Consider the following 13,449-nt stretch of genomic DNA (forward strand, 5'->3'; position numbering starts at 1 on the left):
ACTACTTTTGCTCAATTTCATTGAACAATGATTGATAGGCCTGCGTCAATTTATGATCTGCAGCTAAATGGATTAACGGTTGATTTTTATAATGAGATTCTTTCATTAATACTGATGGCGGCAGCATACTTTCTAATACGGGTAAACCCTCATCTTTCAACTGCTGTACCACTTCTCGCGGCAATTTTGCCTGCGCCTGATACTGATTCACCACAATGCCTTCAATTTCTAAATGATCGTTATGATCATCTTGAGTTTCCAAAACATTTTCAATCAAGGTTTGTAATGCACGTTTAGAAAATACATCACAATCGAATGGAATCAGTACACGATCAGCAGCAATTAATGCAGACAAGGTAAAAAAGTTAAATGCCGGTGGCGTATCAATAAACACGCGATCATATTGACCTTTCAACTGTTGCAAGGCATCACGCAGTTTATAAATTTTATGTTTAGATTCTAAAGCATGTGCCAACGCACCCAAATTTGGGCTAGCAGGAATCACATCTAAATTTTTAAACGGTGATTGATGCACATAGCTTTCTAGACCTTTGGTACGATTTTTTAAAATCGAGCCAATAGCATTGCTTAATAAACCTTTGCTTTGCTGCGAACCCAATACTTCATCAAAATAATTTTCGATATTTGGCTCTAAGGCAGGTTTATCTGCTGAATAAGTCGCATCATCCCCGAGTAAATACTGACTCGAATTGGCTTGTGGATCGAGATCGATGACCAAGGTTTTTAAACCTTGATGTGCACTGATTGCAGCCAAATTCACGGTAATACTCGACTTACCCACCCCACCTTTTTGATTAAACACCACACGTGTGCGCATTCAAAACCCTCTGATCTTTTATATTTTTGTACTCAGGCCATGAATTCGGCCATGTGGATCTGTTTTTTTAAACTATCCAAAAACTGGTTTGATTATAACCAATGTAATAATAGAAATAAGCGCAACTGCTGCAATAAATAAGCCAGCGCGCCGTTGTACTAACATTGCATTGTCATCTTTTTTATAGGCTTTCGACAATGATGATAACAACACCAAGAACAATACCACTTTGGCATAAAACCACGGCTGGACATCAAAGTTCTTCATGTACAGTAAAACAAGACCTGTTAAAGCAATCAAAGTCATTGAGCCATGTTGCAATGCAACAAATAACTTGCGCCCTGCGGGGTTAGGTAAATTGCCTTGCGTCCCTTTAAATAAGGTAAATGCACGAATCAAAATTGCGAAACAACCCAATGCAACGCCGCACATATGAATGATTTTAATCAGTAATTGAGTTTCCATGCCGCACCTTATGATGATTTTGGTGCATGCGCACATTCAGGGCTTGGTGTTGCTTGACCTTTCCACTCTTCTGGAACAAATGCATGAATGGCAAGCGCGTGAATTTTACCAGGACTCAATAGATCACCGGCCGCAGCATAAACTTTCTGATGGCGCTGTACCAATCGCAAGCCTGCAAAAACCTCACTCACAATGACGGCTTTGAAATGCGATTCTTTACCTGGAAAATAGCCACCATGACCAGCAGATTCATTCACCACTTCAAGATGTGTTGGCGCTAACGTTTGTAAGCGCTCAATTAATTGTTGTTCCAAACTCAAAAGGGTTCTCCAACATGTATACCTAATATTGGCTTTAGTATAGCCTGTTATTGATAGTGTTCTTATATCTTGACAAGCTTAAAACGCAGTTGGTTCAGCCAAAAAAGTTTATTTCATTAGAAAAATCAAAAAATGAGCTTAATTTTAATCAAATTGTTTTTATTTTATGCAAACGATACAGCATTCTTCATAAAGTTATTGACCTGAAAAATGCTTAATGTATTATACGTGGCTATGCGGGAATAGCTCAGTTGGTAGAGCATAACCTTGCCAAGGTTGGGGTCGGGAGTTCGAGTCTCCTTTCCCGCTCAAAATTTTTTCATTCGGTTTTTTATTTAAAAAATTGGATAGACTCCGCGGGAATAGCTCAGTTGGTAGAGCATAACCTTGCCAAGGTTGGGGTCGGGAGTTCGAGTCTCCTTTCCCGCTCCAAAATTTTTTCATTCGGTTTTTTATTTAAAAAATTGGATAGACTCCGCGGGAATAGCTCAGTTGGTAGAGCATAACCTTGCCAAGGTTGGGGTCGGGAGTTCGAGTCTCCTTTCCCGCTCCAAATTCAAAAAGCCCTCATCGAAAGATGGGGGCTTTTTTATGCTCAAATCTTCTAAACCGTAAAAAAGGTGTATTACGACGGGTAATACACCTTTTCTAAAAAATTACACAATAAATATTAGTATGTTACCCACACATAATCACGGTATTCAGGCTTCCAGAAATTTCCTTCAATGGCATGCTGTAAAACTTCAACACTAACATTCGGTGCCACACCATCCGCAATGGCAGCTAGTGCAACCTTCAATGCAATTTTCTTCGAAATGTCTTGCAGATGATCCAGACTTGGCAATAGATCTGCTTCAGGATCTTGCAATTTTGGTGAACAATCTGCCAAAGCCGTACTCGAAGCCATCAACATATTTTCAGTCACACGTTTCGCACCTGAAGCAATCACCCCTAACCCAATCCCTGGGAAAATATACGAATTATTGCACTGTGAAATATGATGAATTTTCCCCTGATAATTCACTGGCGCAAATGGGCTACCTGTTGCAATAAGTGCTTTGCCTTTGGTCCATTGCAAAATATCCGCAGGTACAGCTTCTACACGGGAAGTCGGGTTGGAAAGTGGCAATACAATTGGATGTTCGCAGTTGGCTGCCAAGGTTTCAATCACTTCTTGGCTAAATAATCCCGGTTGCCCCGAAACGCCAATCAGTACCGTAGGTTTGGCATTTTTCACCACATCCAACAGTGAAATCATAGATTCGGCATCAGCCCAATGTGCAACATTGTCTGTAGATTGGGCAAGTTTACGTTGGAAATCTAAAAGATTCGGCTGATTTTCAGTAATTAAACCAAAGCGGTCGACCATAAACACACGTGCACGTGCTTGTGCATCGGTTAAACCCTCAGCCACCATTTGCTTGATGATTTGCTCTGCAATACCACAACCCGCAGACCCAGCACCCAAGAAAGTGACCACTTGATCTTTGAGTTGTTTGCCCGCAGCACGTGATGCTGCAATTAAACTTCCGACAGATACCGCTGCTGTCCCTTGAATATCATCATTAAAACAGCAGATTTTATCGCGATATTTTTCCAATAACGGCATCGCATTTTTTTGTGCGAAGTCCTCGAATTGAATTAATGCTTTCGGCCAACGCTGCTGAATGGCTTTAATCACCTTTTCAACAAAGTCGTAGTATTCTTCGCCACTAATACGGGGCTGACTCCATCCCATATATATCGGGTCATTCAATAACTGCTGATTGTTTGTCCCCACATCGAGCGTAATCGGCAACGTATAAGCGGGACTAATGCCACCACATGCGGTATACAACGACAATTTACCAATGGGAATCCCCATACCGCCAATCCCTTGGTCACCTAAACCAAGAATTCGTTCACCATCTGTAATCACGATCACTTTCACATTCTTTTTATTTACATTATGAATAATCTGATCGATATGATCACGGTCAGGATAGGAAATAAAAATCCCGCGATGACGACGATAAATATCCGAGAAACGCTGACATGCCTCACCTACCGTTGGGGTATAGATGATCGGCATCATTTCACTGAGGTGATTTTCAATTAAATGATAAAACAGCGTTTCATTGGTATCTTGAATATTACGCAGATAAATGTGCTTATTGATGTCACTATTGAAAGCACAATATTGCTGATAAGAACGCTGACTTTGTTCTTCAATGGACTCTGTTACATGAGGAATTAAACCGTGTAGATTAAAGCTCTTACGTTCATCTTCAGTGAATGCAGAACCTTTATTTAAAAGTGGGAGTTCTAAAAGTGTGTTCCCTGCATAAGGGATATATAAAGGACGTTTGGTATTTACATTTTGACTGGGCATTATTTAACTCATTTAATTAATCTTTCTCGCTGAATGTCTTCAGCACAAGATTTAACGGTTCTGAATCTCTTTGTTTTGTATAGCCTATCCTGATTTGGGCTCTTTGGGGCATTTAGTAAATTGATACTACTTTAAGCAAGATTTTATAATCTGATAAGACCAAAGCGATTCATACCAATTTCAAACACATTTATTTTAATCTTTTGATTCAAATGACGCAGAATGACTACGACTTTTAGCGAATATCGTTCAATATTATTTTTATAAATAAAATATAAAATCAAAAACTTACTAGGTATTAATACAAATCCATAAATTTGGTAGGTCTTTGGTAGGTGTCATTCTTTGTGTGCCCTCGCAATACTCATTTCAGGTGAGTATCACCCATAACAACTCAAAATGATGGTAGAAGGAATCGCACCATGGCTTTTAAAAATATTGCAGATCAAACAAACGGTTTTTATATCCCTTGCGTTTCACTTTTTGGCCCAGGTTGTGCCAAAGAGATTGGTGCCAAGGCGCAAAATTTAGGTGCAAAAAAAGCACTCATCGTTACCGATGCTGGATTATTTAAATTTGGCGTGGCAGACACAATTGCTGGCTACTTAAAAGAAGCTGGCGTTGACTGTCACATTTTCCCAGGCGCAGAACCTAACCCAACGGATACGAACGTACACAGTGGTGTTGACGCTTATAACAGCAACGGCTGTGATTTTATTGTTTCTCTCGGTGGTGGCTCTTCACACGACTGTGCCAAAGGCATTGGTTTAGTGACTGCAGGTGGTGGGCATATTCGTGATTATGAAGGCATTGATAAAAGTACAGTGCCAATGACTCCGCTGATTGCGATTAATACCACTGCTGGTACAGCATCTGAAATGACCCGTTTCTGTATCATTACCAATACTGAAACCCATGTAAAAATGGCCATTGTCGATTGGCGTTGCACACCACTCATCGCAATTGATGATCCAAAACTCATGATTGCTAAACCTGCGGCATTAACTGCTGCAACTGGTATGGATGCCTTAACGCATGCCGTTGAAGCTTATGTATCAACTGCTGCAAACCCAATTACCGATGCGTGCGCAGAAAAAGCTATTTCAATGATTAGCGAATGGTTAAGTCCTGCGGTAGCCAATGGTGAAAACCTAGAAGCGCGTGATGCGATGAGCTATGCACAGTATCTTGCAGGGATGGCATTTAACAATGCGTCTCTTGGTTATGTTCACGCAATGGCACACCAACTGGGTGGCTTCTACAACCTACCTCATGGTGTGTGTAATGCCGTACTATTACCGCACGTTTGTGAATTCAACTTGATCGCTTGCCCTGATCGTTATGCACGTATTGCACAGTTGATGGGTGTTCCAACTGATGGTCTTACTGTGACTGAAGCAGCCTATGCAGCAATTGCAGCAATTCGTGAACTTTCAGCATCCATTGGTATTCCATCAAGTCTGTCTGAACTCGGTGTGAAAGAACAAGACTTAAGCGTAATGTCTGAAAATGCACAAAAAGATGCCTGCATGCTGACCAACCCACGTAAAGCGACTCATGCTCAAGTGGTCGATATCTTTAAAGCAGCATTAAAACCAAGTGCATCTGTTGTTGACTTCAAAGCAGCTGTTTAAGTTCTATATTTCTTGCTTCATGCTAGCAACCTGAGTGCCTGCAAAATCTCAGCTTTTGCAGGCTCAACTGAGTATCCATTTCACATTCATTCAGGAAAGGCTGACCAAGGACGGGTCACTTTCATGCTCAGGTTGTTCTTTTTCTCTTTCTAAATTATTCCACCTACCTTCATTATTTAATTTGACAAAATGCCATGTCTCATCAAGGATAAAGTATAAATTCAAGAACATGGAACACTATAAAAATGACGCATTCAGCAGTGCACTATCAACCCGACATTTTAGGCACGGGCTATGAACAAACCACACTTCATTTTCCGGATGATTACGAAGGTGCTGTTGTTGCCACATTAGTTCGAAAAAAAGCAGCAAAGTCCACATCTAAAGCCGTTCTGTATATTCATGGCTTTATTGATTATTTTTTCCAAACCGAAATGGCCGAACAATTTAATCAGCATGGCTTCGACTTTTACGCACTAGATTTAAGAAAGTATGGACGATCAATTCTACCGCATCAAAAATATTATAATGTGCACAACCTCCCCGAGTACGATGCTGAAATTGACCAGGCCCTTGAGATTATCTCCGCTGAAGGTCACGATGCCTTACTGCTCTGCGGTCATTCCACAGGTGGCCTCACCACGACCTTATATGCAGCCCATCATCCCAATCATCCTCTAATTAAAGCCTTGTGGTGTAACAGCCCATTTTATGACTTTAATATGAATCCGATTAAGCGTGCGCTGGGGATTCCACAGCTCAGTAGACTGGCAAAGACTTTTCCAAATTTAAAATTCCCAAGTGAGCTGAATAAATGGTATACGGCGAGCCTACATCAAGATTTAAAAGGTGAGTGGGACTTTAATTTAGACTGGAAAAAAACTCGCTACCCAATGGTATACATCAGTTTCGTCCGCAGTATTTATGAAGCTCAAAAGGAAATTCATCAAGGTGTGACGATTGATGTACCGGTATTAGTGATGCATTCACATCAAACTAAAAATCCCAAAAAATGGGGTAAATCGGCTCAAAGCAGTGATGTTATTTTAGGGGTAAAAGACATTCAAAAATATGCCAAAAAAATTCAGGGCGATGTAACTATTCAAAGTATCCAAAATGGTTTACATGACTTAGTCCTTTCTGAGAAATCAGCACGCGAACAGGTTTATCACAATTTATTCCAATGGCTGAACAGTAAAGGTTTATAGACCAATCAACGCTTAAATAACGGATGTTTCACAAATGAATAAGCTATGGGTGCTGTTTAAATTTTAATAAAGTTTGATGAATAGGATGATTGCCAGGCATCAACTCAATTAAACGCTCAACAGCATCAATCGCCTCAGGGAAACGTGCCACATGTTTTAACAGCACATCGGTTTCTTTGGCATTAAAAATCGCCTGACTCAGACGTGATTCCAAACAATCTCGCCATGCACATAAAAATGGGCTTTCAGTTTTCGCCAAGAAGATACCTGAACACAGTTTTAAGGCCGAATCGAGATAACCAGCATCGAGTGCCTGTTCAGCTTGCAAAAAATCGGCTTCCACTTGCGCCAATAAGCGATATGGTCGTGAACCTAACATACCACCCAAAATATCGCGCAACTGCGACATTTCAGCCTTTAAAGTACCGATACTGACTTTGCGTTCGCCATATAAAGCTTGATGCAATGTATCCAAAGTCATGCCTTGCGGGCACAACGCTAAAATCGTGAGTATTTCAATCTGACGCGGCGTCAGTACCATCACCTTGCCATTAAAGAGCACTTGCGGCACTGAAAATGCTCGTATATATAAATGCTGCTTTTGAAACTCTAATAACGCTGATTGAATAATCGAAGCACAACGTTCTGCGGCCAATAAACCCAGACTATTATGGTTTTTCCACACTGTTGATAAATCAATGACCCCCAAAATTTGTCGGGTATGCGGATCAATAATTGGGGCAGCATAACAAACCCAATCATGTACCGAAGGCATGTAATGCTCATTGGAAAATACGCAGCTCGATTGCTGTGTTTTAAGTGTCAATGCCAGCGCATTTGTGCCGACCAATTCTTCTCGCCACTGCCCACCTGCAATAAAATGTACGCTTTCAGCAGCGCTTTGCATTTGCCGGCTTGAAGCACTCCAAATAATGGTACTGCCCACATCACCCACTGCAAGCACCATCGAAGACTGCTGGGCAATATGTTTCAACTCATCAGCGCAATGCTGTAAGGCATGCTGTAAGGCCGTTGGTTGCGAATTTGAAGGAATTGGAAGTAAAGGCGCAGCAACACGATGCTCAGGAATTTCCGCCTGTGCAGAGCGTTGCCAAGAGCTCGCAATACTCTCATTGAGCTGCGAATTTTGCTGCTTAGACAGACTGGTTCGCTGCCTTAACCGTTCAATATTCTGTCGTTTTTCTAATAAATCCTGCTGCATCATCATTCATTATTCTCACAACAATTCATGACTGAAAATCCATTTTAACGGCTTTTGTTTTAAGGGCTGAAAAAAATATTGTAAACCTTCTTGTCTCCAACCTTTTTCCAACCTTATACAAGCTATGCTAATCAAATAATGTACAAAAGTACCTTATACCAAAGCTGTAGACAGCTAAGGTAAAGCAGCAAGACCAGATCATAATAAACAAGCAAAGGAAGATTTATATGCGTTATGTCGATCCTAATCAACCCGGTTCAAAAGTTCAGTTTAAAGCTCAGTATGAAAACCTGATTGGTGGCGAATGGGTCGCACCTGTCAAAGGCGAATACTTTGAAAATATCTCCCCTGTAGATGGTAAAGTCTTTACCAAAGTGCCACGTTCATCAGCTGAAGACATTGAATTGGCTCTCGATGCTGCGCACAAAGCAAAAGCGCAGTGGAATGCATCTTCACCAACCACGCGTTCCAATATTTTGTTAAAAATCGCTGATCGTTTAGAAGAGAATCTTGAGCTTCTGGCAGTGGCTGAAACATGGGACAACGGTAAACCGATCCGTGAAACTCTAGCTGCAGATATTCCACTGTGTATTGATCATTTCCGTTATTTTGCAGGCTGTATCCGTGCACAAGAAGGTGGTATTTCTGAAATTGATGAAAATACCATTGCTTACCATTTTCACGAGCCGTTGGGTGTGGTTGGGCAAATCATTCCATGGAACTTCCCTATCTTGATGGCTGCATGGAAACTTGCACCGGCTCTTGCTGCAGGTAACTGTATTGTATTGAAACCTGCAGAACAAACACCGGTGAGTATTTTAGTTTTAGCTGAATTAATTCAAGATATTCTACCACCAGGCGTACTCAACATCGTCAATGGTTATGGTGTAGAAGTTGGTCGTCCATTGGCGACTAATCCACGTATTGCCAAAATTGCTTTCACCGGTTCAACCGCTGTGGGACAAATGATCATGCAATATGCCACTGAAAATATCATTCCTGTGACATTGGAACTCGGTGGGAAATCACCGAACATTTTCTTTGAAGACATCATGGACAAAGACGATGAATTCTTAGATAAAACACTCGAAGGTTTTGCCATGTTTGCGCTCAACCAAGGTGAAATTTGCACATGTCCATCACGTGCATTGGTACAAGAAAGCATTGCAGATCGATTCTTGGAAATGGCAGTAGAGCGTGTGAAACGTATTAAGACGGGTCATCCACTTGATACAGACACCATGATTGGTGCACAGGCATCGCAAGAGCAGCAAGACAAAATTTTAGGCTGTATCGCTACAGGTAAAAATGAAGGTGCACAGCTCATTACTGGTGGTGATCCACGTAATGAAGTCGGTACAGGTTTCTATATTGAACCAACCATTTTCAAAGGCACCAATGACATGAAGATTTTCCAAGAAGAAATCTTCGGCCCTGTGCTTTCAGTAGCAACCTTTAAAGACTTTGATGATGCCATTAAAATTGCCAATGACACCATTTATGGTCTAGGTGCAGGTGTTTGGTCACGTTCAGCGCATACTTCTTACCGTGCAGGCCGTGCGATTCAGGCGGGCCGTGTTTGGACTAACTGCTACCACATTTACCCAGCCCATGCAGCATTTGGCGGTTATAAAAAATCAGGTATTGGCCGTGAAAACCACAAAATGATGCTTGATCATTATCAACAAACCAAAAACTTGTTGGTGAGCTATGACACCAAGCCAATGGGATTCTTCTAAGTCTGAATATTGAAAAACAAAAAGCGAACTTCGGTTCGCTTTTTTATTAGAGCTACGTTTAAATTGAATGAACAGTTTGCTGCGCTGGGTCATTCATTTTGCAGACAAGGCATGCTCAACAAAATGTAAATGATCGACACCCCAATATAACTCATCATCGACAAACCAACTTGGCGCCCCGAACACACCACGTGCAATGGCTTCTTCGGTAATAACTTTAAGCTCAGACTTTACTTTTTCATCCTCAAGCCACGATTTAACTTGCGCTACATCCAATCCAAGCTCTTGCATCAATTGAATTAATTCATGTAGGTCATTTAAATTGCGTGGCTGACCAAACATCGCGTTAAAAATACCCGTCAGCACATTGAGAAATGCTTCAGGCTGAAATAACTGGACTGCGGTTATCAAACGCATCAACTGCAAAGTATTGATTGGAAAATACGGATTCATTTGCACGGGAATCTGCCATAGATCTGACCAGCGCTTAAGATCCCGCATGGAATAGCGTGCCTTTGCAGGCACAGCCATCGGACTACTGTTGCCAGTAGCTTTAAACACCCCACCCAATAACATCGGTTTCCAGATAATCTCTGCCTGATATTGCTCAGCAATGTGCTGAATACGGTGAAATCCGATGTAGCTATATGGACTGCCAACATCAAAATAAAACTCGATTACTTTCATTTTTTTCGTCCTTTTTTGCTTATTTTCCTAATATTTTTAAATCAGTGCTTACCAATGTTCCATCCATGGTCGCAGATCTAATTCATGCGTCCATGCATCCCGTGGTTGCTGTGAGAGATGCCAATAATTTTCCGCAATATGTACTGGATTTAAAATACCATCTTGCTCTTTTTTAGCATAAAGATCAGGGAATGTATCTTTGATAAAATCGGTATCAATTGCACCATCAACCACTACATGTGCCACATGAATATTTCTTGGTCCAAGTTCACGTGCCATGCTTTGTGCCAAGGCACGAAGCGCATGTTTTGCCCCAGCAAAAGCGGCAAAGCCTGCGGCACCACGTTTCCCAGCGGTTGCCCCTGTAAAAATAATCGTGCCTCGTTCACGTGTCACCATGCGCTTCGCCACTTCACGTCCCGTGAGGAATGCAGCGAAACAAGCCATTTCCCAAATCTTAAAATATTTACGCGCTGTTTCTTCCAAAATACTACAAGGGACGTTGGCACCGATATTAAAGACCATCACCTCAATAGCACCAATACTGGACTCTATTTGCTCTACCAACTCAATGACTTGTTCTTCTTTACGTGCATCAGAAGCAAAACCATAGGCTTTGCCACCGAGTTGTTCAATCTCATCAATTAAAGGCTGTAATTTGTCTGCATTTCGTCGTGTCATACAGGCAATATAACCCTCTCGGGTAAACCGCTTGGCTATTTCACCACCAGTTGCATCACCTGCACCAATCACTAAAGCGACTTTTGACGAAGTCCGATTGAGTTGTTGCATAGTCTCACTCCATTGCTGTTTTATTTTTATTCCACGCTCATTTTATTTACGCGTCGGTTTTAAACCACACATTATTAAATAACGATCGTTACTATAACGAATACTATGTTATGGTTAATTTATCGTCAATCTTATTTTCAAGGGTATTGCAGATGCGCTACAAACCCGAATACAAACAAAAAAAACGCCAAGAACTTTTAACGATCAGCGGACAAATTGCGAAAAAAGACGGCTTTGCCGCAACAGGTGTGGATGGATTCATGAAAGCCGCCGGCGTCACCAGTGGTGCCTTTTACTCACATTTTTCGTCTAAACAAGAGCTACTTAAAGCCTTAATTGAACATGAGTTACAACACAGTTTTGATATGTGGCAAAACAATCCACATGATAATGCGCAAGATTGGATTGAATTTGAGCTTGACCGCTATTTAACCCCTGCACATGTTCAGCATCCCGAGCAAGGTTGTTCACTCCCCACGCTTGCGAGTGAAGTAGCGCGTGCAGATCAGGACACTAAGTTGATATATGAAACTGAATTACTGCGTGGTCACGCTTTATTTAGTCAGCATCTCGGTAGCGAAGAACTCGCTTGGGCCATCATCTGCCAACTTGCCGGTGCCATTTTAATTGCGCGAGCAGCTACTGATCCACATTTGCAAAAAAACATTTTAGACGCCAATAAGATGATTATTCGGCAATATTTAGACAGTCATCCCGCCGTATCAACGTGATTCATTTTTATGTGACAGTTCATGGAGTTAAAGACCGACAGTTTTCCGACAAACTGTTCATCTTTTTCATTTGAATTATTTAAAATCTGTATAAGCTTACCCATTTTTATGCTTTTCAAGTGTTTAAAGATTCAGCATAAATGGCACAATTCAAATAAAGTCCTCTTTTCAAGGTTCTGACGACTGTGTATAACAATGAGCCAGTAAAGGAAACTCATAAGCATAGGCAAAGGACGCAAAAAAACGTTAGACTATGCAACAATCAATGCAAGTAAATGTCATTCGAGACAAACAAAAAGGTGAAGATTGATGCCGCTCAATACTGTTGAAGAGCTCGTAGCTGATATTCGTGCAGGTAAAATGGTCATCCTGATGGATGATGAAGATCGTGAAAATGAAGGCGACCTTGTCATCGCTGCGACCCACGTACGCCCTGAAGATATCAACTTCATGATTACGCATGCGCGTGGTCTTGTATGCTTAACCTTAAGTAAAGAGCGTTGCCAGCAGTTAAATTTACCTTTAATGGTCGATGCAAACGGTGCACAGCACGGTACAAACTTCACATTATCGATTGAAGCAGCAAATGGCATTTCAACTGGTATTTCTCCTGCTGAACGTGCACATACCATTCAAACTGCTGTAGCAGCACATGCAAAACCTGCTGATATTGTTCAGCCAGGCCATATTTTCCCGCTTATGGCGCAGCCAGGTGGTGTACTACACCGTGCAGGTCATACTGAAGCAGGCTGTGATTTATCGCGTTTAGCCGGCCTAGAACCCGCATCTGTGATTTGTGAAATCATCAATGAAGACGGCACTATGGCGCGTCGCCCAGACCTTGAAGTGTTTGCTGAAAAGCATGGCTTAAAAATGGGGACCATTGCAGATCTGATTCACTACCGCATGACCAATGAACAAACGGTTGAACGTCTAGACCAGCAAACACTAGATACAGAATACGGTACATTTGAATTGTTCCGTTACCGTGAAATTGGTAATCCAGATATTCATTTAGCACTGGTTAAAGGCGAACCAAAGCAAGGCGTGACCACTGTACGTGTACACGGTTTCAGCCCAGTTCGTGACTTATTAAAACTGAATAAACAAGATGGCGCTCCGGCGTGGAATCTCGATAAAGCACTCAAAGAAATCGCATCCAGCGATCGTGGTGTTTTAGTGTGGATTGGTCAGCGTCATTTACAGGACTTAGGCCCTGCTTTAGAAAATTTAACTGCACCGAAAAATGTTAAATCCAATGCGGCACTGTCTCAGCAGTATCAAACCATTGGTGTCGGCGCACAAATTTTACGTGATTTAGGCGTGGAAAAAATGAAGCTTCTTAGCTCGCCATTACGTTTTAATGCATTATCAGGTTTTAACTTAGAAGTGGTGGAATACATCACCGCAAATCAAACATCAGAGAAATAATCGAGGTTGCT

12 protein-coding genes and 3 tRNA genes are annotated in these 13,449 nt (G+C 41.5%); 8 read left to right on the forward strand and 7 right to left on the reverse strand.

Annotated elements, in window-relative coordinates; genetic code table 11:
* Position 1: 1 nt before the first annotated feature.
* The 3 genes from A9J31_RS10935 to A9J31_RS10945 form a co-directional block, all read right to left on the reverse strand.
* Positions 2-838, reverse strand: coding sequence for a ParA family protein (locus tag A9J31_RS10935; protein WP_067765553.1), 837 nt, complete (start codon positions 836-838; stop codon positions 2-4).
* 72 nt (positions 839-910) lie between these two features.
* Positions 911-1,303, reverse strand: coding sequence for a SirB2 family protein (locus A9J31_RS10940; protein WP_067765556.1), 393 nt, complete (start codon positions 1,301-1,303; stop codon positions 911-913).
* An 8-nt stretch (positions 1,304-1,311) separates the two neighbouring features.
* A complete protein-coding gene (locus tag A9J31_RS10945) occupies positions 1,312-1,623 on the reverse strand; it encodes a BolA family protein (RefSeq protein ID WP_067765559.1) in 312 nt (103 codons plus the stop codon).
* A gap of 236 nt (positions 1,624-1,859) precedes the next feature.
* On the opposite strand from A9J31_RS10945, the gene A9J31_RS10950 reads away from it, so the two are divergent.
* The 3 genes from A9J31_RS10950 (at position 1,860) to A9J31_RS10960 (ending at position 2,176) form a co-directional block, all read left to right on the forward strand.
* Positions 1,860-1,932 (forward strand) — tRNA-Gly (locus A9J31_RS10950).
* Between the two features lie 47 nt (positions 1,933-1,979).
* Positions 1,980-2,055, forward strand: a tRNA-Gly gene (locus A9J31_RS10955).
* Positions 2,056-2,100: 45 nt separating this feature from the next.
* A tRNA-Gly gene (locus tag A9J31_RS10960) sits at positions 2,101-2,176 on the forward strand.
* Between the two features lie 117 nt (positions 2,177-2,293).
* Here A9J31_RS10960 and A9J31_RS10965 read toward each other — a convergent pair.
* A complete protein-coding gene (locus A9J31_RS10965; protein ID WP_067765562.1) occupies positions 2,294-3,994 on the reverse strand; it encodes an NAD-dependent malic enzyme in 1,701 nt (566 codons plus the stop codon).
* 422 nt (positions 3,995-4,416) lie between these two features.
* On the opposite strand from A9J31_RS10965, the gene mdh reads away from it, so the two are divergent.
* Complete coding sequence (mdh, locus tag A9J31_RS10970; RefSeq protein WP_067765566.1) at positions 4,417-5,628, forward strand: iron-dependent methanol dehydrogenase; 1,212 nt, start codon at positions 4,417-4,419, stop codon at positions 5,626-5,628.
* A gap of 245 nt (positions 5,629-5,873) precedes the next feature.
* Complete coding sequence (locus A9J31_RS10975; RefSeq protein ID WP_067765569.1) at positions 5,874-6,836, forward strand: alpha/beta hydrolase; 963 nt, start codon at positions 5,874-5,876, stop codon at positions 6,834-6,836.
* A gap of 43 nt (positions 6,837-6,879) precedes the next feature.
* On the opposite strand, the gene A9J31_RS10980 is transcribed toward A9J31_RS10975, so the two are convergent.
* Positions 6,880-8,064 (reverse strand): helix-turn-helix domain-containing protein, encoded by a 1,185-nt coding sequence (locus tag A9J31_RS10980; protein WP_067765573.1) that lies wholly within the window; start codon positions 8,062-8,064, stop codon positions 6,880-6,882.
* Between the two features lie 221 nt (positions 8,065-8,285).
* Between A9J31_RS10980 and exaC the strand changes: the two genes are divergently transcribed.
* A complete protein-coding gene (exaC, locus tag A9J31_RS10985; RefSeq protein WP_067765576.1) occupies positions 8,286-9,797 on the forward strand; it encodes an acetaldehyde dehydrogenase ExaC in 1,512 nt (503 codons plus the stop codon).
* Positions 9,798-9,890: 93 nt separating this feature from the next.
* Here the strand turns inward: exaC and A9J31_RS10990 are convergent, their stop codons facing one another.
* The gene (locus A9J31_RS10990; protein ID WP_067765579.1) at positions 9,891-10,484 is read right to left on the reverse strand and encodes a 2-hydroxychromene-2-carboxylate isomerase; all 594 of its coding nucleotides are present in this window, start codon (positions 10,482-10,484) and stop codon (positions 9,891-9,893) included.
* Between the two features lie 48 nt (positions 10,485-10,532).
* Positions 10,533-11,276, reverse strand: coding sequence for an SDR family oxidoreductase (locus A9J31_RS10995; protein WP_067765582.1), 744 nt, complete (start codon positions 11,274-11,276; stop codon positions 10,533-10,535).
* A gap of 152 nt (positions 11,277-11,428) precedes the next feature.
* On the opposite strand from A9J31_RS10995, the gene A9J31_RS11000 reads away from it, so the two are divergent.
* Together A9J31_RS11000 and ribBA are read left to right on the forward strand one after the other, a co-directional pair.
* A complete protein-coding gene (locus tag A9J31_RS11000) occupies positions 11,429-12,007 on the forward strand; it encodes a TetR/AcrR family transcriptional regulator (protein WP_067765585.1) in 579 nt (192 codons plus the stop codon).
* 309 nt (positions 12,008-12,316) lie between these two features.
* The gene (gene ribBA, locus A9J31_RS11005; RefSeq protein WP_067765588.1) at positions 12,317-13,438 is read left to right on the forward strand and encodes a bifunctional 3,4-dihydroxy-2-butanone-4-phosphate synthase/GTP cyclohydrolase II; all 1,122 of its coding nucleotides are present in this window, start codon (positions 12,317-12,319) and stop codon (positions 13,436-13,438) included.
* The last annotated feature ends 11 nt before the right edge of the window (positions 13,439-13,449 follow it).

The organism is Acinetobacter gandensis, assembly GCF_001678755.1.
In the GTDB taxonomy this organism is placed as follows: Bacteria; Pseudomonadota; Gammaproteobacteria; order Pseudomonadales; family Moraxellaceae; genus Acinetobacter; species Acinetobacter gandensis.